This is a genomic window from Salinispora goodfellowii, assembly GCF_059570675.1.
Genome location: NZ_JCANTD010000024.1, coordinates 25,211 through 49,522, shown reverse-complemented (window position 1 = coordinate 49,522; position 24,312 = coordinate 25,211). Strand labels below are relative to the sequence as shown.

Annotated in this window: 22 protein-coding genes and 1 pseudogene; 10 read left to right on the top strand and 13 right to left on the bottom strand. The window is 70.9% G+C overall.

What is annotated here, in order from left to right; translation table 11 throughout:
• Window positions 1–14 precede the first annotated feature (14 nt).
• A pseudogene (locus T398_RS19875) lies at window positions 15–284 on the top strand (endonuclease/exonuclease/phosphatase family protein); the annotation flags it as partial.
• Window positions 285–696: 412 nt separating this feature from the next.
• Window positions 697–1,401, top strand: a complete 705-nt coding sequence (locus T398_RS19870; protein ID WP_496448976.1) for a phosphatase PAP2 family protein — start codon at window positions 697–699, stop codon at window positions 1,399–1,401.
• On the opposite strand, the gene T398_RS19865 is transcribed toward T398_RS19870, so the two are convergent.
• The 4 genes from T398_RS19865 to T398_RS19850 form a co-directional block, all read right to left on the bottom strand.
• The gene (locus T398_RS19865; protein ID WP_496448974.1) at window positions 1,381–2,061 is read right to left on the bottom strand and encodes a response regulator; all 681 of its coding nucleotides are present in this window, start codon (window positions 2,059–2,061) and stop codon (window positions 1,381–1,383) included. The two genes, T398_RS19870 and T398_RS19865, sit on opposite strands and share 21 nt — an antisense overlap.
• A 7-nt stretch (window positions 2,062–2,068) precedes the next feature.
• Window positions 2,069–3,490, bottom strand: coding sequence for a sensor histidine kinase (locus T398_RS19860; RefSeq protein WP_496448972.1), 1,422 nt, complete (start codon window positions 3,488–3,490; stop codon window positions 2,069–2,071).
• Between the two features lie 152 nt (window positions 3,491–3,642).
• Window positions 3,643–3,828: a hypothetical protein gene (locus tag T398_RS19855; protein WP_496448971.1), complete on the bottom strand. Its 186-nt coding sequence runs from the start codon at window positions 3,826–3,828 to the stop codon at window positions 3,643–3,645.
• Window positions 3,829–3,948: 120 nt separating this feature from the next.
• Window positions 3,949–4,515, bottom strand: a complete 567-nt coding sequence (locus tag T398_RS19850) for a hypothetical protein (RefSeq protein ID WP_496448969.1) — start codon at window positions 4,513–4,515, stop codon at window positions 3,949–3,951.
• Between the two features lie 860 nt (window positions 4,516–5,375).
• Between T398_RS19850 and T398_RS19845 the strand changes: the two genes are divergently transcribed.
• Window positions 5,376–7,271 carry an AfsR/SARP family transcriptional regulator gene (locus T398_RS19845; protein ID WP_496449028.1) on the top strand — a complete coding sequence of 632 codons (1,896 nt, stop codon included), beginning with the start codon at window positions 5,376–5,378 and terminating at the stop codon, window positions 7,269–7,271.
• 57 nt (window positions 7,272–7,328) lie between these two features.
• On the opposite strand, the gene T398_RS19840 is transcribed toward T398_RS19845, so the two are convergent.
• From T398_RS19840 to T398_RS19810, 7 genes are read right to left on the bottom strand one after another with little or no spacing between them, the layout of a single operon-like run.
• Window positions 7,329–9,428, bottom strand: coding sequence for a glycosyltransferase (locus T398_RS19840; protein ID WP_496448967.1), 2,100 nt, complete (start codon window positions 9,426–9,428; stop codon window positions 7,329–7,331).
• A gap of 18 nt (window positions 9,429–9,446) precedes the next feature.
• On the bottom strand, window positions 9,447–10,670 hold the full coding sequence (locus T398_RS19835; RefSeq protein ID WP_496448965.1) for an endonuclease/exonuclease/phosphatase family protein: 1,224 nt from the start codon (window positions 10,668–10,670) through the stop codon (window positions 9,447–9,449).
• Entirely contained in the window at window positions 10,667–11,689 is a 1,023-nt protein-coding gene (locus tag T398_RS19830) for a glycosyltransferase (RefSeq protein WP_496448963.1), read from the bottom strand. Before T398_RS19830 ends, T398_RS19835 begins: the two co-directional genes overlap by 4 nt.
• Window positions 11,686–12,696, bottom strand: a complete 1,011-nt coding sequence (locus tag T398_RS19825) for a glycosyltransferase family 2 protein (RefSeq protein ID WP_496448961.1) — start codon at window positions 12,694–12,696, stop codon at window positions 11,686–11,688. The genes T398_RS19830 and T398_RS19825 overlap by 4 nt, the downstream gene beginning before the upstream one ends.
• A 14-nt stretch (window positions 12,697–12,710) precedes the next feature.
• Window positions 12,711–13,709, bottom strand: a complete 999-nt coding sequence (locus tag T398_RS19820) for a UbiA prenyltransferase family protein (RefSeq protein WP_496448959.1) — start codon at window positions 13,707–13,709, stop codon at window positions 12,711–12,713.
• A gap of 15 nt (window positions 13,710–13,724) precedes the next feature.
• A complete protein-coding gene (locus tag T398_RS19815; RefSeq protein ID WP_496448958.1) occupies window positions 13,725–14,765 on the bottom strand; it encodes an NAD-dependent epimerase/dehydratase family protein in 1,041 nt (346 codons plus the stop codon).
• Window positions 14,759–16,075 (bottom strand): aspartate aminotransferase family protein, encoded by a 1,317-nt coding sequence (locus T398_RS19810; RefSeq protein ID WP_496449026.1) that lies wholly within the window; start codon window positions 16,073–16,075, stop codon window positions 14,759–14,761. Before T398_RS19810 ends, T398_RS19815 begins: the two co-directional genes overlap by 7 nt.
• Before the next feature lie 343 nt (window positions 16,076–16,418).
• Here T398_RS19810 and T398_RS19805 point away from each other — a divergent pair, with 343 nt between their 5' ends.
• From T398_RS19805 to T398_RS19790, 4 genes are read left to right on the top strand one after another with little or no spacing between them, the layout of a single operon-like run.
• Window positions 16,419–17,432: a glycosyltransferase gene (locus tag T398_RS19805; RefSeq protein WP_496448956.1), complete on the top strand. Its 1,014-nt coding sequence runs from the start codon at window positions 16,419–16,421 to the stop codon at window positions 17,430–17,432.
• Window positions 17,429–18,148: a polysaccharide deacetylase family protein gene (locus T398_RS19800; RefSeq protein WP_496448954.1), complete on the top strand. Its 720-nt coding sequence runs from the start codon at window positions 17,429–17,431 to the stop codon at window positions 18,146–18,148. Before T398_RS19805 ends, T398_RS19800 begins: the two co-directional genes overlap by 4 nt.
• Window positions 18,148–18,861 carry a class I SAM-dependent methyltransferase gene (locus T398_RS19795; RefSeq protein ID WP_496448952.1) on the top strand — a complete coding sequence of 238 codons (714 nt, stop codon included), beginning with the start codon at window positions 18,148–18,150 and terminating at the stop codon, window positions 18,859–18,861. The genes T398_RS19800 and T398_RS19795 overlap by 1 nt, the downstream gene beginning before the upstream one ends.
• Window positions 18,858–20,084, top strand: a complete 1,227-nt coding sequence (locus tag T398_RS19790) for a glycosyltransferase 87 family protein (protein ID WP_496448950.1) — start codon at window positions 18,858–18,860, stop codon at window positions 20,082–20,084. Before T398_RS19795 ends, T398_RS19790 begins: the two co-directional genes overlap by 4 nt.
• Before the next feature lie 49 nt (window positions 20,085–20,133).
• Here T398_RS19790 and T398_RS19785 read toward each other — a convergent pair whose 3' ends face one another.
• Window positions 20,134–20,733 (bottom strand): TetR/AcrR family transcriptional regulator, encoded by a 600-nt coding sequence (locus tag T398_RS19785; RefSeq protein WP_496448948.1) that lies wholly within the window; start codon window positions 20,731–20,733, stop codon window positions 20,134–20,136.
• 164 nt (window positions 20,734–20,897) lie between these two features.
• Here T398_RS19785 and T398_RS19780 point away from each other — a divergent pair, with 164 nt between their 5' ends.
• Window positions 20,898–21,221, top strand: coding sequence for a GYD domain-containing protein (locus tag T398_RS19780; RefSeq protein WP_496448946.1), 324 nt, complete (start codon window positions 20,898–20,900; stop codon window positions 21,219–21,221).
• Window positions 21,222–21,251: 30 nt separating this feature from the next.
• On the opposite strand, the gene T398_RS19775 is transcribed toward T398_RS19780, so the two are convergent.
• Window positions 21,252–22,370, bottom strand: a complete 1,119-nt coding sequence (locus T398_RS19775; protein ID WP_496448945.1) for a GNAT family N-acetyltransferase — start codon at window positions 22,368–22,370, stop codon at window positions 21,252–21,254.
• Between the two features lie 31 nt (window positions 22,371–22,401).
• Here T398_RS19775 and T398_RS19770 point away from each other — a divergent pair, with 31 nt between their 5' ends.
• Both T398_RS19770 and T398_RS19765 read left to right on the top strand, forming a co-directional pair.
• Entirely contained in the window at window positions 22,402–22,902 is a 501-nt protein-coding gene (locus T398_RS19770) for a MarR family winged helix-turn-helix transcriptional regulator (protein ID WP_496448944.1), read from the top strand.
• 180 nt (window positions 22,903–23,082) lie between these two features.
• Complete coding sequence (locus tag T398_RS19765) at window positions 23,083–24,255, top strand: MFS transporter (RefSeq protein WP_496449024.1); 1,173 nt, start codon at window positions 23,083–23,085, stop codon at window positions 24,253–24,255.
• The last annotated feature ends 57 nt before the right edge of the window (window positions 24,256–24,312 follow it).

The window sequence follows — 24,312 nt, the reverse complement described above, 5'->3', positions numbered from 1 at the left end:
TCATCTTCTGGCAGCCGGTCATCTTCTGGCAGGTCGTCCGGCTGAAGCCGGCCCCGGTCCGCGCGCCGATCCACGTACCGGGATCCCGGAGTGGCCTCGTGCTGCTCCGGGACGAGCCCCGCGTCGTGCTCGCGGCGGTCCTGCGTACCCCGCACGATCCGTTGACGGTGGCCACCACCCACCTGTCGTTCGTTCCCGGTTGGAACGCCCGCCAGCTACGCCAGACCGTCCGCGCGCTGCGGGCCCTGCCCGTGCCACGGATCCTGCTCGGCGACCTCAACCTGGCCCGTCCGTAGGTGGTCTGACCCGAAAAACAACGGGCCGCAGTGCCTTGTTAGCGATACGTCGACCGGCGGGAGGACGTCGCCGTGCCGCCGCCGGCCGGGGTCGATGTGGCCTGATAGGAGCCCGACGCGTCCCACTGGAGTTCTGCCCGCGTTCCCACTGCGGCGATGGCGTCCCGCAGGTGGTGATGGGTGGATCGTCGGCGCTGTGACAGAGAATACGGGATTCTGTGTCACACAACCGCCCAGCGGCGCCTCGCTGGCTCGCGGACACCACCGTCCGGCTCGGCTCGCTGCGTGGGTTTGTCGGTGCGTTGTTCTTTGCGGAGTGGTCAACCCTGACGATCGTCGGGGGTGCGCGGTTGCCGTTCGGCTCGGGCTTCGGGCTGCTTTCGTTCTACAGTCGACCCCCATGAAACGAGAAACACGAGCAACCAGCGGAGCTGGGCGGTTGTTGGTTGCGGTGGGCGTCTTGGCAGCAGTCGCGGCGACGGTCGCCTGGCTTTCTCCGGGCGGGTTGGGCCGGGCCGGGGCCGTGCAGGTTACCGACGGAGTTTCGGTGTCCGGGTATCGAGCGGTCATCGGGGCGGCGGCGGGCGCACCGTCGTGGTTGGGCCCGGCGCTGGAGGTGGCGGCTGAGGGCACTCTGGTGCTCCTGGGCATGCTGCTGGCTGCGATGTGGTGGACGGCGATGCGCCGTCGAGACGTTCGAGGGGCTACCGGGACCGTGCTGACCGGTCTCGGCACCGTGGCGGCGTACGCGGTCAGTGAAGCGATGAAGCTGGTGGTGGACGAGGAACGACCGTGCCGTGCGTTGCGTACGGGGATCGAGGTGATCGCCGATTGTCCCGCGAGCGGGGACTGGTCGTTTCCGAGTAACCACGCCACCTTGGCCGCTGGGCTGGCCGTCGGACTGGCGGTGCTGTGGCCGCGCCTTGCCGCGCTGACGTTGCCTCTGGCCGGGGCGGCCGCGTTGCTGCGGGTGCTGGTGGGCGTGCACTACCCGCACGACGTTCTGGGTGGTGCATTGCTCGGTGGCGCGGTGGTGGCGGCCGCTCTGCTGGGGCTCATGCCGCCGGCCCAGCAGGCGGTGTCGTTACTGCTGCGCAGGTGGTGAAACAGCGATGCCCGCTTCGTGGGCGACCACCGCGGCCGCAGCCCGGTTCTCCACACCGAGTCTGGCCAGGATGGAACTCACGTGCGCCTTGACCGTTCCTTCGACCACATGCAGCCGCCGGGCGATCTGCCCGTTGGACAGCCCGCTGCCGAGGAAGGCCAGCACCTGCCGTTCACGGGGGCTGAGGGCGTCGACCCGGGCACGGGCGCTGGAGCGCCGCGTGGCCAGGGTGTCCGCGCCCGTCGCGGCGAGGTGCGCGACGACGCGGGCCGCGACTTTCGGTGACAGGTAGGCGGCACCGTCGGCTACCGCGCGTACCCCGATGATCAGTTCTTCGGGCTCGCCGGACTTGATCAGGAAGCCGGCGGCGCCGCCGCCGAGCGCCTGCAGGATGTAGTCGTCCTCCCCGAACGTGGTCAGAATGATCACGCGCGTGGTTGGTACGGTCCCGCGGAGTTCCACCATCGCTTCGATGCCGTTCATTCCGGGCATCCGGATGTCGAGGACGGCCACCGCGGGCCGGTGCCGCCGCGCCAGCTCGACGGCGTGGTGTCCGTCGCCGGCCTCGCCGATGACGTCGATGTCTACGGCGGTGGCGAGAACCGCGCGTAGCCCGGCACGGATCATCGGTTCGTCGTCGGCGATCAGCACGCGGATCATCGGCGGCTCACGAGGTGACCGTGTCCCGGGATACCAGCACGTTGTCGCGGAAGCAGAGCTGGTAGGCGTCTCCGGACCGGTCGTCGAAGCGGTCGGCCGTCATCGCGTAGTACTCGCACGTCACCCCGTCCTCAGTCGGTTCGGCGGCCGACGGCCGGTAGCGCGTCTGCCGGCGCGGCAGGAAACGCTCCACTTCGAAACGATCCTGCCCGATGCGCAGGCGCGCGTAGTCTCCCGGGTCCAGGACCGCCTGTGCCGCGGACAGCGTCTCCCAGCCCGCCAGAGCCCCGCTCAGCAGCCCACCGGTGACCAGCGGCACCATCACCGCGCGGACCAGGGAATGGCCCACCCGCCGCCGGGCGCGGCGATGCTCCTGCGGCAGCGCCCGGTCGATCCAAGGAGTCACCGGCGGTGGCACCGGGGTCCGCGGGATCCGCGCGGTGACGGCGAAACCTCCGTGGTGCGGGCCGTACTCGAATGTGCCGCCGACCAGCCGCATCCGTTCGGCGAGGCCGACCAGCCCATGCCCGCCAGCGGGCTGGACGTGCACTCCGGCCGGCGACGGTGGCGGGCCGTTCTCCACCACGATCGTCGTCTCGGTCGCCGTGTGCGTCACGGAGATGGTCGCCGTCGCTTCGGGCGCGTGTTTGGCCACGTTGGTTAGGGCTTCCTGCGCGACCCGGTGCATGGCCCGCTCGGCCATCGGCGGCAGATCGCCCGCCTCGCCATCGATGTGCAGCTTGACCACCAGCCCCGATGCGGAAGCTGCAGCCGTCAGCGCCGCGAGATCGGGGCCGTCGACGTCCATCGGGGCGCTTTCGGTCTGCTCGCGCAGGACGCCGATCACCTCGCCGAGGCGGTCCACCGCAGCTTCGGCCCGGGACCTGAGGTCTGCGGCGGCCTTGCGGTGGTGATCTTCCAGGCTGGGCGCCAGTTTCAACGCGCCCGCGGACAACGCGATCAGGCTGAGGTCGTGACCGAGTAGGTCATGCATGTCCTGGGCGATCCGCGCACGTTCGCGCAGCCGAGCTTGCTCGGCGATTAGCCGCTGTTCACGCTGTGCCTGCTCGGCTCGTTCCCAACCGGCCCGGACCAGATCCTGGTATTGGCGCCAGAATCGTCCCGCGAACCAGGGAAACATCGTGCCGGCGACGATCACGATCAGGAACCGGCTCGCCAGCGGCAACCAGCCGGGCACGACCGAGAACACCACCATACCGGCCGAGAGCACCGCCGCCAGCACGAGCACCGTCGGAGCCGTCCGCCCTGGGCGCCGTCCGGCCAGGAACGCGGTGACCACGGTCGGTAATAGCCACCACCCGCTCATCATGCTCAGACTGGCAAACACGACCGCAGCCCCGGTCAGCGGAAATCCCGGGTCAACAGCCCGCACGGTGGCAGCCGTTCCGGTAGTCGTCGCGCGTTTCACCCAGGCGACCGTACGGGCCGCGGGTGCCGCGCGACACTGCCGAAAGACAAATCAGCGTACGTGCAGGGCGGTGCCCGTCGTTCATCATCAGATCCGGGTCTGTCATCCGAATGGTGTAACTTGTCTTCGTTCTATCGATGATGTTGGGTTGTTTATCGGCGGGTGGCGGAGATCCGGCCGTCGAGGGTGCTGTCGAAGGCGTTCAACGCGGCTTTCCAGCGGTTGGACCAGCGGGCGCTACCCTTGCTGGTGGGGTCGAGGCTGGTGACCGCGAGGTCGCCCTGCGCTGGCATTGCCGTCGTGCCAGCGTCCACGGCGGCCGGTGAAGTGGTCGTCACGTTCCCCATCTCGGTGTCTCCTTTGTTCGGAGTTACACCCTTTTAACGACGGACCCTCTCCGACCACCGGCCCCTCGTGATTGACCTCGGTTGACCGGCGGCGCTGGCGTGGTGTCGGGCTCAGGTCGCCCGGGGGCCGGGCAGTAGGTGCCCGAGGAGGAGTTTGAGGATCAGTAGCGGCGCCAGCCAGGCGAGTGCTGGTGGGACGGGCAGGAGCGTGACCGCCGCGACCAGTAGCCCGGCCGCGGCGGCGAATGCCAGCGGGCGTTTGGACGTCGGAGCGGCGGTGGCGACCAACACGGCGGCGGCGAGGGTGCCGGTGTAGAGCGTGATCGCGGTCGACCACGGGTACGCGGGCAGGATCAGCGCCAGGACCGGCAGGTGGACGTGGGCCGCCACGAAGATCACCTGCCGGCGGGCGGCGGTCGCGCCCGTGTGGAACCGGCGCGACACCGACGCGGTTGCGTTGACCACGGCCCCGCCGAAGATGTCGAACCCGAGGACCGCCAGTACCACCACGACCAGGGGTGGGTAGCCCGCTGCGACGCCGATGGCTGCGGCGACACCGGCACCAACGACCGCGGTGAGGTAGCTGAGCCACCGCTCCATCCGGGTGGCGCCGGGGGCGATGAGTAGGTCGTTGAGCCGCGAGGTGGCGCGTCGTGACAGGGGCATGGGGGCTGTCATGGGCGTCTCCATCCTTCACCCAAGCCGATGTGCAGGCTTGTTCACCTTAGTAAACATCTAGACACCTGTCGAGTGTAACCATGGCAGGCACAGTTTCGGCTCTGTCGATTGATCGGGTTTCACGGTGGCGCCCGCCCCCTGATGATCGACGCGTGAATACGAACCACGGACCGCGACTCTGGCGGCTGTTGGCGTGGACCGCAGGGCCGATTTCAACCGACCATTATGCTCCGGGGGGCTTCCGACTCGGTCGATCTGGCTTACGTCCGAGGGGCTGGATTTCGCACGGCGAATTCCAGCGCGAGGCACCAGTGGCAGGCAATCCGATCACCAAAACCGACTACCTTCCTCCACGGCAGTCGATGGATGGGGGATCCTCGAACCGAGGTGGATGAACGCCGGCTAAGGTCGGTCGGGTCAACCATTCGACGCGCTTCGTCGGCCGACTGGTTCATTTGCCCCATCCAAAGGGGCGCCGTTTCCTCACGGCGCAGAAGATCAATGTTTTTCGAGGTGTAGCGCTCCCATACCGGGGGCCGGGGGGTCTTCGCCGGGCAGTGGAGGGCCGCTTCTCCATTCGTCGAGCAATGAATGCACCTTTTCGATCTAATGTTTCGCCGAGGTTAAGTGGTACGGCAGATCGGGGTTAGCGCGCCCACTGGGTCGTATCGGAAAAACGCCACTAGTCGGCCGGAAGTGCTGCAATGAAGATGTACCAATGGATGCCATGCCATTTGCTGGTGCAACGTTCTTGCCCGTTGCAGTGTCCGCCGACATTGATTAGCTTGAGGCAGGCGAACGTTAAATGCAGTTAACCGTTGCGGGCGGTGACGTCGGCACAACTGGAGACGGTGGCGACTGTGCGAATTCAAATCCTCGGCCCGGTTTCTGCCTGGCGCGACCACGAACCCCTGAATCTCGGCCCCGCAGCCCAACGGGCCATGCTGGGACTGCTGACGATCGTCTGCGGACAGCCGGCGTCGCACGCCGAGATCATGGCGGCGGTGTGGCCCGACCGACTACCGCCGCCCACCGCCCGAAATGTGATCCAGACGCACGTCAAACACCTGCGCTCCATCCTCGAGCCGGACCGGCGACGACGGGCGCCGAGCCAGATTTTGCGCCAGGTCGGCGACGGCTACGCCCTGCACGTGCCGGCCAGCGCGGTCGACGTGGCGCGATTCCGGCACCAGGTCACCGCGGCGACCGGCCTCGCCCACCGGGGCGAGATCAACGGTGCGGCCGACCTGCTCGGGCAATCCCTCGCGCTGTGGAACGGTTCGCCGCTGGCCGACATCCCGGCGCTGACCGCCCACCCCAAGGTGGTCGCGCTGGCCGCGGAGCGGCAGGCCGCGATCGACCGCTACGGCGACATGATGATCGCCGCCGGGCGGGCAGGGGAAGCACTGCCGGTGTTGGAGGAGGCAGCCGCGGCCCAGCCCTTGGACGAGTCAGCCCAGGCACGCCTGATCCGGGCCTACCACGCGGCTGGACGGCGTTCCCGCGCCTTTAGCCGGTATCACCAGGTGCGGCGGTTGTTGACCGAAGAACTCGGGGTGGGGCCGGGACCGCAGCTGGCCACCGCGCACACCGCGCTGCTGCACGACGAGGCGCCACCAGCCGAGCCGGGTCCCGCAACCGTCCCGGCAACACCCACGAAAGCCACCGGCGACGTCTTCGTGGTGCCAGCCCAGCTACCCGCCGACATTCCCGACTTCACCGGGCGCAGCGCCGAACTACATCACCTGGACCGCCTCCTCGCCGAACGATCCGCACGGCCGGGGCCGACCCCCGCCGGTGCGGCTGGGGCCGCCCTCGTCGCCGTGTCCGGTACGGCCGGGGTCGGCAAGACCGCCCTGGCCGTACGCTGGGCCCACCGGGTACGCGGCTGGTTCCCCGACGGCCAGCTCTATGTGGATCTGCGGGGGCACGACGCGGACCCGCCGGTGACGGCCCGGCAGGCCCTCGCCGGGTTCCTCCGCGGGCTCGGTGTCAGCGGTACCGACCTTCCACCCAGCACGGAGGAGCAGGCCGCGGCGTACCGCAGCCGCATGGATGGCCGGCGGATGCTCGTGCTGCTCGACAACGCCGTCTCCGCCGAGCAGATCCGTCCGCTGCTACCGGGCTCGCCGTCCTGCTTCGTCCTGGTGACCAGCCGAGACTCACTCGCCGCCCTGGTGGCGCGGCACGGTGCCCGGCGCATCGAGTTGGACCTGCTGCCGCAGGACGACGCCGTGGTACTGATCCGTCGGTTGACCGACCCGCGGCTCACCGACGAGCCGGGCGCGACGGCGGCGCTGGCCACCCAGTGCGCCCGACTGCCGTTGGCGCTGCGACTGGCGGCCGAGATGACCGACAGCCGGCCGGGCGCACCGCTGGCCCAACTGGTCCAGGAACTGGCCGACCAACGCCACCGCCTGGACCTGCTCGACGCCGGTGGCGACCGCCGCACCGGCGTACGCGCGGTGCTCTCCTGGTCCTACCGGCGGCTGCCGGCAGATGCCGCCCGCGCGTTCCGGCTGCTCGGCCGCCACTGCGACTCGGACGTGGAGCCGCAGGCCGCGGCCGGAATCCTCGGCACCACCGTCGCGGAGGCGGGGCGGCTGCTGGACCTGCTGGCCCGCGCCCACCTCGTACAACGCGGCCCGGGCTGCCGCTACGGCATGCACGCGCTACTGCGGGCCTACGCCGGCCACCTGGTGGAGACCGAGCACGCGCACACCGAACAGCCGTCCGCGGTCGGTGTGCCCGGCTGACCGTCGGCCTAGCCGGTTCGCCACAGCCACCGGGCGAGCAGCGCCCCGTAACCAGGGTCAGCGGGCGCCAGTCTGGCTGCCGGCTCTCCGCACGGCCAGTGTTGCCACCGGTGGCCGGCGTCGACGTCGGTGTAGGTATTCGGCGAGCAGCAGCCCGCCGGCTCCGACGACGACGTCGCTGAGCACCGAGACGATTCGGCTGGCCAACACCACCGTGCCGGCCAGGGGCAGCGGCAGGACGGTCGCCAGCGCCAGGGCGAGCACCCCCTCCCGGACGCCGATCCCGTCCGGGGCGACCATCACCACCAGCCCGGCCACGGTGGCCAGGGCGAACCCGGCCACGCAGAGCAGGTAGGCACGTCCTGGTGGCGCACCGGCGACCACGGCGAGCAGCCAGACGTGGTGCCCGGAGATGATCCAGGACAGGGACTGGGTGACGATGGCCCGCCGCAGCCCCGACCGGGACGCCGCGAACGTCGGGGCGGGCCGGCGGAACACCCGCGCGGCGGTCCGGATGCCCAGGTTGAGCAGGTCCGGCCGGATCAGCAGCGCGAGCACCGGCAACGCCGCCAGCCCGAGCAGCCACCACGTCTGTGTGCCGGCGACCGCCGGCCCGGCGCCGAGTCCGACGGTCACCCCGGTCAACGCCACGATGCCCCAGCTCACCATGAACACCGAGGCGAGCCGGACCGGCCCCACGTCAACAGCCTTGCCCAGGCGAAGGAGTACCGGCAGGGCGACGAACCGGCCGGGTACGAATTTCACCAGGAACCCGACGAAGAAGATCCGGGAGGCGGTCCACGGGTCCACTCGGGCCCCGAGGTCAGCAAAGAGCGCCCGCCAGGAGAGCACCCCGAACACCAGACCGACGCAGTTGATGGTGAAGGCCGCGCCGAGTGCGAGATAGACCGTGGCCAGGTCCAGGCTCGCCGCCAACTCCCGGACGGGGCGCCAGTCCTGCCCGCGCAGCACGGTGACCAGACCAACAGCCAACAATGCCACGAACAGCACGGTGACGGCCCGGTGCAGTAGCCGCCGCCAGCCTGCCGTGCCACCGCGTCGACGGCGGCGGAAGTCCACGGTGGCGATAGCAGCACCGACGGCCATCCCGACGAGTTGGGTGGCGTGCATGAGCATGTGCATACCGACGAAGTACCCCAGGAACAGGTGCCCCCTGCGGCGCCGGACGAAGCCGAGCAGGCCCCGGTCGACCACGGCGAAACCGGCGGCCAGCAGCAGGGGAACGGCGATCAGTTCGACGGCGACCGCCGCCAGCGGCAGGGTCAGCGGCACCCCGGCGCAGCAGAGCATGGCGGCGATGGCAGCCCGGTCCACCGTCTTCCCGGCCCGCCCCCCGGCCGGGCCGGTGCCAGCGGCGTTAGACGCCGCACGACGGTGCCCGACCAGCATGTCGGCGAGCAGCCGACCGTAGCCCACGGCGCGGCGGACGTGCTCGGACAGGTACGGCCAGAACCGGTCCACGTCGTCGTGTCGGCCGAGTACGTCCGCGCTCATCCGGATCCCGTAGTGGGCCGGCAGCCGGGTGCCGAACTCGATGTCCTCGGCGTCGCGCAGCGTCTCATCGAAGCCGCCGACCTCCTCGAACACCGGTCGGGGAATGGCCGTCAACGCGAACAGCGTGGCATCGGTCACCCCGGCGCCCCGGCGGCGCCAGTAGTGCTCGAACAGGGTCTTGTAGACCTCCACCGGGCCACCGTCGTGCAGCGGCTGGGCATCGTAGATGCCCTGGACGACGGCGCAGTCGGGATGCGCTCGCAGGGTTCGCACCGCGGTGGCGATCGCCTTCGGCGCGAGGGCGATGTCGGAGTCGAGAAAGAACAGCACGTCGCCGCTGGCCGCGGCGGCACCGACGTTGCGGGCGGCCGAGACGCCCCGGTTGGTGGGCAGCGCGATCAGCTGGCAGCCGAAACCGGCCGCGATCTCCCGGGACCGGTCGGTGCTCGCGTCGTCCACCACGATGATCTCGACGGGCGGGCGGGTCTGCTCCTGGATTGACCGCAGACAGTCGGCGAGACTGGCGGCCTTGTTGTAGTTGGGCACGATCACCGACACCGTCGGCGCGGGCGGCTCGGACCCGTCGGGGATGCTGCCGGCTCCGGGCGCCACCGTCTGGGCCGCGCCGGTCGTCGAGGTCATGGCACTCCTTCCCCGGGTTCAGACCGAGATCGACAGGAACTGGAGCCGGTGGTCGGAGTGGCCGGCGGGGTCCCGGAACTCGTAGCGATGCACCTCCACCTCGTCGGAGACCAGCGCCCAGTCCAGCCGCCACAGCAGCAGGCTCGGGCCTCCGGCTGACCAGGAGACGGGGTACGCGGAGCGGCTGGCGTCGCCGGCGTCGCGGAGCTGCGGGGGGAACCGGTGGGTGTCGCCCATCGCCGGTGACGTGTTCAGGTCCCCGGCGACCAGGATCGGGTGGGGGTTGTCCGCCACGTCGGCGGCCAACGCCCGAAACTGTGGCACCCGGCGCTCGTGCTGGGTGCGGATCGCCTCGTGGAAGGCGCCGCTGAACAGGCTCGGTCCGCCGGCCCAGAGTGGAACCGGCAGGTGCGCGTTGTAGGCGGAGACCACCCGGCCATCGATCAGCAGGTCGGTGCGCAGCACCTGGTGGTTCCAGAAGTCGGTGAAGTCAGTGAAGTTGGTCGGCGCGGGCGGCAGGCCCGGGGCGGACAGCGGCGTGGCGGCCACAATCGGGTACCGGGAGAGGGTGAGCAGTTCCCCCACCACCGCGAGGTGGTAGCCGGGCAGCTGCCGGCGAACCTGGTCGAGTTCGTCGGCGCGGAGCACCTCCCCGTCCACCTCGGCAAGGTACTCCTGCAACAGGTACACGTCCGCGCGTTGGGCGCGCAGCAGGTCGTAGAACTCGGTGGCCTGGTCCGCCGGATGCCAGTATTCGGTGTTCCAGGAGACCACCCGCAGCGCGTCCGCCGGTGCCGGCCGCAGCGGGCCCGGCAGGTTCACCCCGGTCAGGCCGGCGCCGAGCAGCAGGGCCGCGAGCGACAGCAACGTCACCGGCCGGCGGGCCCGCCGGCTCCCGGCCGCGACGACCGCGAGCAGCAGCGGGGTCGCGAGGAAGGCGATCGGCGGTAGCAGGTCGGCCAACCGCCACCACCAGAGTCGGCCGCTGAGCAGCAGGTGCGCGGTGGTGAAGCCCAGCCACAGCGCCGCGGCCGCGAGCAGGGCCCGGCGCGGCCAGCGCCGCCACCACCGATCGGTGTATCCACCGGCGACCGTCGGCCCGACCTGCCCCACCCGCACCGGCTCATCGTCGGCCACCGTCGCGGCGTCCGCCGTGACCGACACGGGGGGAATAGTCGCGGCGTCCGCCGTGACCGACACGGGGGGAATAGTCGCGGCGGACGCGTGGGGCGGTGCCGTCACGCCGGAGCCTCGACCGGGAAGGTGCCGTCGTACAACCGGCGAAACGGGCGGGACGTCAGCCACTGCAGGACCCCGACGCCCACTCCGGTGGTGATGGTGACGTTGACCATGAAGTGCACGGCCACGAAGAACAGCAGGAAACGTACCCCCCGCCGCCGCAGCGCCAGCGCGTACATCGCGCGGTCGACGGTGATCGAGGCGCCGAACAGGGCGGCGGGGGCGAGCAGCCACACCGGCCCGGCCAGCGCGGCGGGCAGCAGCGTGGGCAGGGTGGCCGCCGCCAGCAGCGACCCCCAGGCCCGCGCGGCCGTCTCGAACCCGGTGGCGAACCGGCGGGCCCGGGCGTACAGCGGAATCCGCAGCCGGGCCCGGTGGAACAGTTTGCGCAGCAGCGGCAGCAACTCGTGGTCGTGGTCGTGTCGGCCGCGTATCCGGGAGGTGAGCAGTAGGCGGTGCCGGCGGGACAGCCGGTAGCCGTAGTCCACCTCCTCGGTCTGTTTCAGCGCCGGGTTGAAGGGGCCGACCTGGTCGTAGACGGACCGTCGGATCGCGCACATGGCCGGGAAGAGGAAGGTGACCTCCCCCTCCCCGCTGGCCGACCAGTGGTGATACTGCAACCCCCGGTAGCGCGCGACCGCCGTGTCGTGCAGCAGCGGCTCCGGGTCCTCGATCCCGCACACCGCGCCGACCTGCGGCTCGGCGGTGAGCACGGCGACGGCCTCGGCGACCGCGTCGGGGGCCATCGCCACGTCCGCGTCAACGAAGAACAGGATCTCACCGGCGCTGTTGGCGACCCCGACGTTGCGGGCCCGACCGCAGCCACCGTTGTCCGGCAGGGCGATCACGCGTACGCCGAGGGAACGGGCCACGGCGGCCGAGTCGTCGGTGCTGTGGTCGTCCACGACGAGCACCTCGATGGCCGGGTACGTCTGGTCGAGCACGGCGCGCAGGCAGACCGCGAGCGAGGCGGCGTAGTTGTAGCTCGGCACGATGACCGAGACCAGCGGGGTGGGGTTCACAGCGCCTCCGCGGGCTTGTCGTACAGCTGCCGGAACGTCCTCGAGGTCAGCAGGCCGAACACACCGACGGCGGCCGCGACGGCGATCACCAGGTTGAGCAGGAGGTGCATGGCGACGAAGTAGGCGACGAACACCGGGCCGCGGCGGGCGGCGACGAACCGGTACATCGGCCAGTCGAGGCGCAGGTAGCCGGCGAACCCGACCGCGGGGAGCACCGCCCAGACCGCGCCGAGTAGCACCGGCACCACCGCGGTCAGGAGCACGACCGGGGCGGCGACGCTGCTCCAGGCGCGCGGGCCGCTGCGTAGCCCACCGGGGAAGCGGGGTGCCCGCGCGAACATCGGGATGTGCAGCATGGTGCGGGTGAAGACCTTGCGGACCAGGACGCGCAGGTCGTGGTCGTGGTCGTGGACGCCGCGGACGGCCGGCGTCAGCCAGATCTCGTACGCGCGGGCCAGCCGCCGGCCGTAGTCGGCGTTCTCGGTCTCGCGCAGCCGGGGGTCGAAGGGCCCGATCTCGGCGAAAACGTCGGCGCGCATGGCCAGCAGCGCGGTGTACAGGGTGTAGATGCGTCCCTCGTCGGCGATCAGCCAGTAGGACTGCTGCAGGCAGCGGTACTCCTCCAGCAGACTGTCCCGGATCAACGGTTGCGGGTCGTAGTTGCCGCAGACCGCACCGATCTGCGGCCGTTCGGTCAGCAGCGCCACCGCGTTCGCCACCGCATCGGGTTTGGCCGCGACATCGGAGTCGACGAAGAAGAGGATCTCCCCTCGGGCGTGTGACGCGCCCAGGTTGCGGGCCACCGACGGGCCGCCGTTGGCCGGTGTGCGCAGGACCCGCACGCCGTACGAGCGCGCCACGGCGACCGAGTCGTCGGTGCTGCAGTCGTCCACAACGATGATCTCCAGGTTCGGATAGGTCTGGGCCTGTAGCGCGGCCAGGCACAGCCCGATCGCGCGGGCGTAGTTGTAGTTCGGTACGACGACCGAGACCAGGGGTTCGGGCATGAGGCAGACCGCTTTCAGGAGGTTGGCGGGGAGGCGGCGAGCAGACCGGCGCCGACGGCCGCTGCCAGCAGGGCGGCGGAGCCGACGATCAGCCGGTCCCGCAGCAGGGTGCGGACCGGATCCGCGCCGCCGTGGTGTACCAGGACGGCCTGCAGGTAGCGGGAGATGGCCAGGAGGGTCAGGGGTACGGCGGCGAGCACGACGGCCTCGCGGTGCGCGCCGATCGGGGCGTCAGTGTGCAGGTACATCAGGAACGCCGCGACGGTGAGGGTGGCGTTGACGCTGATCAGGTGATCGGCCAGGTTCAGGGTGTAGCCGCGCAGCGCGGGCCGGTACCCGGTGCCCTGGGTGGCGAGTTCCCCGCGTCGCTTGCCGAGGATCAGCACCAGGCAGGCGGTGAAGACGGCGGTGAGCAGCCAGACCGACACGGTCGCGCCGGTCGCGGCGTAGCCGAGCACCACCCGCAGCCCGAAGCCGGTGGCCACCACACTGATGTCCACCAGCGGGATGTGTTTGAGCCAGCGGCTGTAGGCCACATTCAGCACCAGGTAGGCGGCCAGCGGCCACCCGGGCAGCGCGGGGCCGGCGGCGAACGCCAGGCCCAGCAGTCCGGCGAGGACGCCGGCGAACCCGACGGCGGTGGCCACCGAGATCCGGCCGCTGGCCACCGGCCGGGCCCGTTTCACCGGGTGTCTCCGGTCCAGGTCACGGTCGGCGATGTCGTTGACGACGTACACCAGCGACGAGGCGAGGGTGAACAGCAGCACCGCCCAGCCGGTGCGGGCCAGCCCGCCGACGGTCCAGGCCGGGGTGTCGAGCAGGGCCAGCGGCACGGCCAGCACCGTCTTGGCCCATTGGCGGGGCCGGGCCAGCAGGGCCAGGTCGCTGGCGTGGCGGACCAGGCGCAGGTCGAGCCGTTCGGTCGCGGTGGCCGGCCGCGCCGGGTTGCGCCTGCCGGCGGCGTCGCGGGCCTCGGCCGGAACCGACTCTGCCGTCACCTCGACCGGGGTCATGGCTGACCTCCTGCGTTAGAAGAAGACCCGGGCGGCGGCGAGTACGCCCTGCCGCCACGGGTCACGGCTGGTCGGTCCGCTGGCCGTCGTGGCGGTGGTGGCTTGCTGGCCGCGCCACCACCGGAAGGTCTCCAGCACCGCGTCCCGGTTGCTGTGTCGCGGGTGGAAGCCGAGGCGGTGCCGGGCCCGGTCGATGTCGACGTAGGAGTCGGCCATGAGTTTGTGCAGCAGCCGCCCGTAGACCGGCGACAGGCCGCTGCGTTCGAGGAGCGCGAGCGCGGCCCGGGCCGGCCGGGCCGGCAGACCGATCACCCGCTTGCCGTGGCCGGCGGCGTCGAGCACCGCCTGGAAGTCCTCACGGAGCGTGCCGAACGTCGCCGCCGCGATGTTGTACGTGTCGTTGGCGGCCTCGGCGGGCACCCGCAGCACCGTTTCGACGGCGTCCACCAGGTCCGCGACGTGCAGCATCTGGATACGCACTGAGCCGTCGCCGAGCACCGGGAAGTTACGCCCCTCGTGCGCCCACTGGAACAGCATCGCGAACAGTCCCATCCGGCCGGGGCCCAGGAAGGTCTTCGGCCGCAGTACCGGCAGGATCAGGCCGTGCTCGCGGTAGCCCACCGCGAGTCGCTCCGCGTCGGCCTTGGCGGTGCTGTACGCGTCAACCGGCGCGTACGGGTGTTGCTCCGGTGTCGGCACCTGGGTGGGCAGCCCGTACACGGCGGTGGAGGAGATGTAGACCAACCGGGGCACCCGAGCGGCGCAGGCGGCGTCCAGCACAGCCCGGCTGCCGTCCACCACGATGGCCCGGATCTGCTCCGGCGGGTAGCTGGGCAGCGCGGCGGCGCAGTGCACGACCGCGTCGGCGTCGTGGAAGGCGGCCCGCAGCACCGCCGGGTCGCGGATGTCCCCGACCAGGTGCCGGTAGCCCGGCGTGTCGGGACCATCGGGGGCCGCCCGGAGGTCCACCCCGGTCACCGCGCATCCGGCGCCGGTCAGCCGCTGCACCACGGTCGCACCGAGCATCCCGGCGGCGCCGGTCACCGCGATCACCACAGCGAGCCGAGCTTCTGCGCGACGAACCGGCGCAGGAGGCGGTTGAGCCCCTGGTCAAGGACCGCGTCGAGGGCGTTGAGGAAGTGTTCGATGTCGTCGTCGGTGGCGACCAGCGGCGGTCCAACCACCAGCGGGCTGGCGCCGTTGAGGGTGTAGTACGTGTAGATGTCGTGCTCCCGGTAGAGCGCGCTGATCACCGATGCGGTGATCAACTTGGTGCGCAGTCGTGGATCTCGGGCCAGTCCGGCGGGCGCGATCTTCGCGGCCAGGTCCAGCACCTTCGGTCCGCCGTCGAGGAAGACCCCCCACAGCGCACCCGCGCCGGTGACCTCGGCCACCGCCTCGGGGTGCTGCTTGGCGATCCGCCGCAGGCCCGGTCCGAGGAGCTGCTCGATGCGTCGCGCCCGGGCCGGGTAGTCGTCCTCGACGGCGATGGCGATCGCCTCGATGGCGGTGGCGCACTCCTCGCCGAAACCGTAGTAGGTGGTTGACGTCGAGTGCATGAGCGCGTCCACCGGGTTGTCGTAGGCCCGCCGGAACACCGGCTCCCGAGCCACATAGGCGGATATCGACGATTTGCCGCCACCGAAGGACTTTGACGTGGTCACCACGTCCGGTAGCAGCCCCGCATGGCGCATGAAGTAGAACATGCTGCCGGTCTTGCCCCAGCCGGTGTAGATCTCGTCGAACACCAGCACGATGTCCTGCTCGGTGCACAACGTGCGTAGTCCGTGCAGGAAGTCCGCGGAACACGAACGCATGGTGGAGGCGCTGAACGGCTCGACGAGAATGGCGTACACGTCGTCGGGGTGCGCCGCGACGGCGGCGCGCACCGACTCCAGGTCGTCATAGGTGTACGGGACCACCCCGGGAATCCCCGGAAACGCGAAATGGTTCTGCGCGGCGCCGGTCAGACTGCCGGAGCCGAGCAGTTTGCCGTGGAAGCTGATATCGGCGTGCAGGATCGTGTTACGCCGGCCGCCGTGGTACTTGTAGGCCAACTTCACCGCACCCTCGACGGCCTCCGCCCCGGAGTTCGGCAGGAAGGACATGTTCAGGTCGCCCGGCAGTACCTGGGCCAGGTTGTGCGCCAACCCCGCCACGTACGGGGAGAAGTAGGTCTTGTGCACCTCCATCCGGCGCCGCTGCGCGAACTGGCGACGGGTCGCCAGCAGGCGGGGGTGGTTGTGGCCGTGGTTGAGCACGCCCACCCCGCCGGTGAGGTCAAGCACCCGGCGACCGTCCCGCAGATACAGGTACGCGCCCTCGGCGTGGTCCACCAGTTCCCGGCCAAAGCCGAACGACGTCATCAGGCCGACCTGACTTCGGTTGACAAAAAGTCGATACAGACCGTGCACGTCTTTCACCGAAAGACGCTCACAATCCTCGACGCTGAGTAACCCCCTCATGCGCCCCCCTTCTTCAGTTCTGGCGTGGGCCTGGGGGCACGTCAACAATGACCACTCCCGGCGACACCGGACATTATTTCGAACGGCACTGAACTACGACTGGACGACGACTGGAACCGCACCACAGGCCGGCTGCACCCCGCATGGGGGGCGCTTGTACGAAACTCGCCCCGTCGCTACCGTGCACGAAAACGTCACCGCGTTCGCGTAGAAGTCCCGGCGGGCGCCTGGCCATTTGACATAGGTGGTGTTCGTGCCTGCGAACGTCTCGGTCGTCATTCCCGCCTACAACAGCGAACGGACCCTGCGCGCCTGCCTGTCCGCGGTCTTCGCCCAGTCCCACCCGCCGCACGAGGTGATCGTCGTCGACGACGCCAGCACCGATCGGACGCAGCGGATCGCCCGGGAGTTCCCGGCCGTTGTGCTGCTGCCCAACCCGGTCAACCGCGGTCCAGCGGCGGCCCGCAACCAGGGCATCCAGGCAAGTCGGGGCGAGGTGGTGTTCTTCGTGGACGCCGACTGCGCGCCAGCCCCCGACGCACTCGCCAACGCGCTGCGGGTGCTCACCGAGATCCCCGACGTGGACTGCGTACACGGCATCTACCTGACCGAGCCGCTGTTCGACGACGGGCCGGTGGAGGCGTACCGCCTGCTGCACGCCCACTACTGGCGCATCCGCAACACCGGTCGGGTCCGTACCGCCATCTTCGCGCTCTGCGCCGTACGTCGGACGGTCTTCGACGACGTCGGCGGCTTCGACGAGAAGCTGCGCGCCTCGGAGGACGTCGAACTCAGCGACCGGATGGCCGGCCGGCACGGCATCTGGCTCAGCGCCGAGGTGACGTGTCGGCACGACGACGACAGCCGATTGTGGCCGATGCTACGTAAACAGTTCGGCCGCTCCCAGCTGCTCGTGCCGGTGGCCGTCCGGGAACGCGGGCCGGCGGGGCTGCGGGCCAACCGCAGCTCCGGGGTGCTGGCGGCGGCGCTGGCCGTCGGTACTCTCCCGGCGGGCCTGTTCGCACCTGCCCTGTTCGCCCTGCCCGCCGCCGCGCTGCTCGGCTTCGCCGTGGCCGACCCGGGGCTGGCGCGGTTCGTGCTACGCCGACGCGGTCCGGCGTTTCTCGCCTTCTTCCTCGCCACTCACCTGCTGGTACAGCTGGCGATCATCGCCGGGGCGGCGGTGGGTGGGGTGCGCTTCCTCACCGATCGGGACTTCGGCCCGTCCCGTCCCGCTCCGGCGCGGGTCGACTCGTGACCCCGGCGCTGCCGGGCCGGGCGTGGGAAGCGGCCTTCCTCGGCGTGCGGACCTACCACCGGCTCTGGCCGACCAACGCGAGGGCCCGCCGGCGGTGGCCGATGTTCCGGGTCGAGCCCGGCGGGGTGGCCCTGACCATCGACGATGGACCCGACCCCCGCTGGACCCCGGCCCTGCTGGACCTGCTGGACGCCTACGGCGTGCCGGCGACCTTCTTCCTCATCGGCGCGCGGGTGGCGCAGCACCCCCAGCTGGCCCGGCGGATCGCCGCAGCCGGACACGAGATCGGCAACCACTCGATGCATCACCCGATGCCCTTCGCCGCGCTCCCCACCGCGCTGCTGCGCGACGAGGTGCAGGGGGCGCAGCAGCAGATCACCGACGCCGTCGGGCAGGCGCCACGCTTGTTCCGGGCGCCCAGCGGCGGGTGGTCGCCCCGGGTCCTCGACACGGTGGCGCAGGCCGGGCTCACCCCTGTGGACTGGACGGTCAACTCCAGCGACTGGAAGCAGCCGGGCGTAGCGCACATCACCCGGACGTTGACGCGTAGCCGCTCCGGCCATGTCCTGCTCTGCCACGACGGCGGCGGCGACCGCCGGCAGACCGTGGTCGCGCTGGCGGCGGTGATCCCCCGGCTGCAGCGACGCGGGTTACGCTTCGTCCCGGTGCCGCCCGCACCGGGTCCGGGGCACCCGAGCCGCGCGGGGCGAAGCTGATGGGCAGCGCCGTGGTGCGGGCCGTCGCCCGCGTACTGCACTGGCCGCTGGCGGTACTGATCCGCCCGTACCCTCGGCTCAACGCGCTGCTCTGGGAGACGCAGTACGCCCTGGGCCGGTGGAACTACCTGGACCGGGCCGGCGACCACACCACCGTGCAACTCATCCACCGGTGGGTGCCGCGACCCCGGATCCTCGACCTCGGCTGCGGCTCCACAGTGAATCTGGTGCTGCCGCCGGCTGGCTACCGGCAGTACCACGGCGTCGACATCAGCCGGACCGCCCTGCGTCGCGCCCGTTCGCTGCGCCGCCCACGTAGCTCGTTCCAGGTCGCCGACGTGCTCACCTATCAGGCCACCGAGACGTACGACGTGATCCTGCTGCGGGAGGTGCTCTACTACTTTCCGGCCGAGCAGGCCATCGCGCTGCTCCACCGGATGGCCGGCGCGCTCGCCCCCGGTGGTGTCCTCATCGTCTGGTTGTACGACAGCGGCGGCGCGCACGCCGCCCTAGCCGATCGGATCCGGGGCTGCGGGTTGACCGTGTACGAGGAGGAAACCCAGCTCCGCGACGGCGCGCCGGCCGGGGGCACGTTCGTGCTCGGCCGAGCTCCGGCGGGCCAGCCCATCGGGCCGCGCACGGCGGGCGAGGCCATCGGGCCGCGCACGGCGGGCGAGGCCATCGGGCCGCGCACGGCGGGGGAGCGGCGGTGACCAACGCGCCGACCGCCGGTTGCGAGCTCGCCCGGACGCCGCCGGTGGCAGCGGTGGCATCGAAGGCGACGCTGGTGGGGATCGTCGCCCTGCTGGCTGCGGCGGCGGCGCTGGTACACCGTGGCACCGGGCGGTTCTGGGGTGACCTGGCCGCCTACCGCACCGGCGCCGCCGCCGCGGCCAGCGGGGACGGCAGTCTCTACCAGGTCTTCCACCGGGGTGCGGACGGCATCGAGCTGGGGTTCACCTATCCGCCGTTCGCCGCCCTGCTGCTGCGACCGCTGGCCGCCGTCCCCGCCGATGTGGCCGTGGGACTCTGGACGGCCGCGTCGGCGGCCGTACTGGTGGCGGTCGTCCGGCTGACCCTCGACGTCACCGGCGTCGCACCCGGTCGCCGGCCACTTGCGACGCTGCTGGTGGTGCTCGCCGTGCTGCCGCTCTTCCCCGTCACCGGTCACCTGCAGGCAGGGCAGGTTGGCCTCTTCCTCATGTGGCTGGTGCTCTACGACCTGGTACCGGGACGCACCAGCCGCTGGTGCGGGATCGGCGTCGGGGTGGCGGCCGGGCTCAAACTTACCCCGCTGATCTTCGTGGGTTTCCTGCTGTTCACCGGCCGGATTCGGGCGGCGGCCACGGCCACGGCCGTGTTCGTGGCGACCATCGGCATCGGGTTCGCCTGGCGACCGACGGACTCGGCCTGGTTCTTCGGCGGTGGCCTGCTCGACACGGCCCGGGTCACCGGTGATCCCCGCACCATCCTGAACCAGTCGCTGGCCGGCGCTCTCGCCCGAATCGCCGACACCCCCGACCTGGCCTGGGTGTGGGCGGTGACCGCGGCGGTGGTCGCCGCGGCCGGTACGGCCCTCGCCGTCTGGTGCGCACGCGCCGCAGATCAGCTGGTCGCGGTGCTGGCGTGCGCCGGCACCGGGCTGCTGGTCTCCCCGGTCTCCTGGCACCACCACTGGGTCTGGTGGGTGCCCGCGCTGGTGCTGCTCGCCGACCGCTGCCACCGGCACGGTCACCGTCTCGGGGCCGCCGCGCTCGGCGCGGTCTGGCTCGCGCTGGTGGCCAGTACCAGCTGGGTGCTGGCCGCGCCGGGCGGCTGGGACCTGCACTTCACCGGCCTCGGCCTGGTGTACAGCAACCTGTACGTACTGCTCGCGCTCGCCGGGCTGCTCCTGCTCGCCGGATCGCTGTCGCGGCGAAGCGCCGGACGCCGGTGAGCGTGGGCGGCGTTAGCTCCGGATCGCCGCAGTGGCGTTACGCCCCGGGTCAGCCGGACGGCTTCCGGATCGCCGTACCCGAGTAGAGCCGGTCGATCGTGTCCCACCAGCGGCGGAGACCGTCGCGGCCCACCGGGTCCGCGCCGAGCACGTCGGCGATGCGATCCCGCAACAAAATGATCGACAGTTCGTGGGCCAGGAGCACGACCGAGAGCTGTGCCCGGTCCGTGTCCTCGGCGACCGCACCGGCCTCGGCCATCCGGCACACCAGTGAGTCGGTGAACTCCTGCACCCTGCGGTACGCCTCGACGGAGCGGGTGGTGTCGCCGATGAGCAGGTGCGCGAGGTAGCGGGTGGTGGCTGGCGCCCGGAGCGCGTCGGCTGAGGCGAGAAAGCGGTCGGGGGGACCGGCGCCGTCGGTGTCGGCGAGCGACTCCAACGCGTTGCCCAACAGGCCCAGCACGTGGGTGTCCACCGCGGCGACCAGACCGTCCCGGGACCGGTAGTGTTTGATGATCAGCGACTGCGAGACCTGCGCCCGCTGCGCCACCTGCTTGAGTGAGGCCGCCGCCGGCCACTGCTCGCCGAACAGCTCCAGGGCGGCATCCCGAATGATCGCCTTCGCGGTGCGATCCTCGGGTACATACATGTTCACCACGGTAACAACCCGGGCCGGTTGGCCTCCCCACGCCCTGGCCCCACCCGGCCCACCCCTGCCTCTACGCGGTACCACCGCGAGTCGGCGAGGCGTGGCGGGACGGATTGTGGGTACAGGGCGGAGCACCAGCGACGGTGAAAGGTGGTGCCAGCGTAGTGAAGTTCCTGGCGATTGCGACCTACACCACCCAGGGTGTCAGCGGACTGGGCAAGGAAGGAGGGACGCGGCGGGCCGAGGTGATCCGAGCGCTGATCGAGAACTCCGGCGGACAGATGGAGTCGCTGTACTTCTCGTACGGCGAGCACGACCTGTACATCTTGTGTGACCTGCGGGACAACGTGGTCGCGGCCGCGCTCAGCATCGCCGTCCGCGCGGCCGGCGGCGGGGAGACAATCATGGTGCCGTTGTTGACTCCGGAGGAGCTGGACGAGGCAGTGAAGCTCCCGGTCACCTACCAGGCGCCCGGCCGGCCGGAGTGAGGCCGACCGGGCGTTGGCGGTGACAGCGTTTCACTGGTCGGCCAGCGCAGAACCTGCCCGGACATCGCGGATGGGTGAGCGCGGGTGGGTCACCTCCTTGCCGAGGCAGATGGATCCGGCCGGGCCGGCGAGTGGCATCGACCGGTACCCCTCGCTGCGGTAAAGGTCGATGTTTCGTCGGCTCTTGGCGCCCGTTTCCAGCAGGACGCGGCGGCAGTCGGGGTCGGCGGTGGCTTCGGCGGTGCGCAGCAGCCACCGGCCCATGCCTTGGCCGCGCTGGTCGGGGACGACGGCGAGCCGACCCACGTGCCAGTCGGCGCCGACGCGACGGGTGCGCACCATCCCCAGGAGCCGGCCGTCGCGCCAGATGCCCGTGGTGTGCCAGGTCGCCAGCCATTCGCGCACCTGCTCCGGCGACTCGTGCAGGGCAGGCAGGTCCAGGGTGTCGTTGACGAGAGCCTCGTCTACCCAGCAGCACCGTTGCAGGACCGTCACCTCAGGCGCGTCGTCGCCGGTGAGCCGTCTGACATACGACCCTGGTAGCGGCCCGGACGGGCCTGGCGCCTGTGCGCGTTCGCGCAGGGGCCGCAGGGCGTGGGCAACCCGGACCAGTTCATCCAGGAGGTCCAGGCCCGCCCGGTCGCGGTCGACGTCGGGTTGCAGCCGCCCGCGACTCGTCGCGTCACTGATGCGGATCGCGATCGTGGCGCCCAGCGGAACCAGGCGGAGCGTGGTCACCACCTGCTTGGCGTGCTGAACCGATCGGGTGCCCGCCGACGTGTTGCCGTAGCTGACGAAACCGATCGGCTTCCACGCCCATTCGCGACGGAGGTAGTCCAGCGCGTTCTTCAGAGTCGCTGGCATCCCGTAGTTGTACTCCGGTGTGATCGCGATGAACCCGTCCGCCGCGTCGACGATCGCGCTCCAGCGACGTGTGTGCTCATGCTGATAGATACCCGACGACGGATGTTCCTCTTCGTCAAGAAACGGCAGGTTTAGATCGCCGAGGGCCACCGGGACCACCTCGACGCCGAGTTCCGCGGCGCGTGGGGAGATCACTTCGACCAGCCACTGTCCAACCTGGGGGCCGAGGGCGCCGGGGCGGGTGCTGCAGATCAGCGCGAGGACACGAACTGGTTTAGTTGACATGGAAACGAAGCGTAGATGCTAGATTGATTACATGTCAACTAAACGGTCGAGTGAGGCCGTCCGCTGGTTGGACCCGGACCAGGAACGGGCGTGGCGGGCGTTCCTGCGCGTCATGGTCGTCGTCCAGACCGGCACGGCGCGCGATCTGGCCGTAGTGGGGCTCTCCGAACCCGACTACGAGGTACTGAGCACCCTGTCGGAACGGCCCGGGCACACCAGCACCCTGGGCGAGCAGGCTGACAAGATGGGCTGGTCACGCAGCCGGCTATCGCGGCACGCCACCCGGATGGCGGCGCGTGGTCTGCTGAAGCGCACACCCGATCCAAACGATGGCAGGGGCTGCTTCCTGGTGCTCACCGCGCAGGGCCTTGACGCACTCGAAGACGCCGCACCGGCCCACGTCGAGTCGGTGCGACGCCACTTCATCGACCGTCTCACCCCCGAAGACCTCATCGCCATTGAACAGATCGCCCAGAAGCTGAAACAACCCCAGGCCGGCGACGACCGAAATCCGTACCACCCGACCGCATGATCGTCGGTAGGTAGGAAGGTAGGAAGGCCCATCCGGCGTCGAACTGTCCCCGGTTTGACCACCCGGCCTCAGCTCCGGTGAGGTGAGGCCGTGCAAACTACTGACTCCCCGTCGGCGGCGCGTGGCCCGGCGGACCACCCTGATCGAGCGCCGTCGCCGAGCTGGTCGCCGTGGCGGACGGTGATCGGCTTCGGTGTGGTGAGCCTGGCCGCCGACATGGTGTACGAGGGCGCCCGGTCGGTGTACGGGCCCCTACTGGCATCGTTGGGTGCCTCCGCGCTGGTCGTCGGCTTGATCACTGGTGCTGGAGAGGCGGCCGCGCTGGCGCTGCGGCTGGTGTCGGGGCCGCTGGCCGACCGGACCCGCCGCTACTGGACGTTGACGACCGTTGGGTACGCGCTGACGGCGGTGTGCGTGCCGCTGCTGGCGGTGACCCCGTGGTTGGGTGCCGCGGGGTTGGTGGCGGCCGCGGTGTTGATCGTGGTTGAGCGGCTGGGTAAGGCCGTGCGGTCACCGGCGAAGTCGGTGCTGCTGGCGGACGCCGCCGGCGCGGTCGGGATGGGCCGTGGGATGGGCGTCCACAAGGCCCTGGACCAGGTCGGGGCGTTCGCCGGCCCGCTGCTGCTGGCAGCACTCACCACGGCCGCCGGTGGGCTCCTGTGGCCGGGGCTGGCCGGGCTGGCGGTGCCGGGGGCGCTGGCGCTGGTCCTGCTCGTACTCCTGCGCCGCCGCGCCGGCATCGCGTACCCGCGTGACGTTGCCGTCGGCAACCGGGACGAGCGCGATGACCCCGCCCGGCGGGCCGCACTGCCGGCATCCTTCAGATGGTTCGCGGTGGCCTGCGCCCTGTGCACCGCGGGACTGATGACCTTCGGGTTGATCGGTTTCCACCTGGCACAGACCGGTCTGGTACCGGCGGCGGGGGTGCCGCTGCTGTATGCGGCGGCGATGGCGGCGGCGGCCGTGGCCGCGCTCGCCACCGGTGCGGCCTACGACCGCATCGGCGCGCGGGTTCTGCTGGTCCTGCCCGTACTGGTAGCCGTGGTGCCCCCGTTGGCGTTCACCTCGGGCCTGGCGGTGGCCGCCGGCGGGGTCCTGGTGTGGGGCGCCGCGCTGGGGGTGCAGGATTCCACCGTGAAGGCATTCGTGGCCGACCTGGTGCCCCGGGCTCGCCGGGGCACCGCGTACGGCGTTTTCGCCGCCGTGCAGGCCGCCGGTGCGCTCGTCGGCGGCGTCGCCGCCGGCGCCCTGTATGACTCTTCCCGGGCCGGGCTCTTCGCGGCGGTCGCCGCCGCGCAGGCCACCGCGATGCTCATCCTGGTCCGCGTGTTGGCCCGTACCCGGCGCCGGTGACGCTGCGGCCCGGCTACCAGGGCGGGGTTCTGTTTGGCGCATGTTCCTGCCGCCATC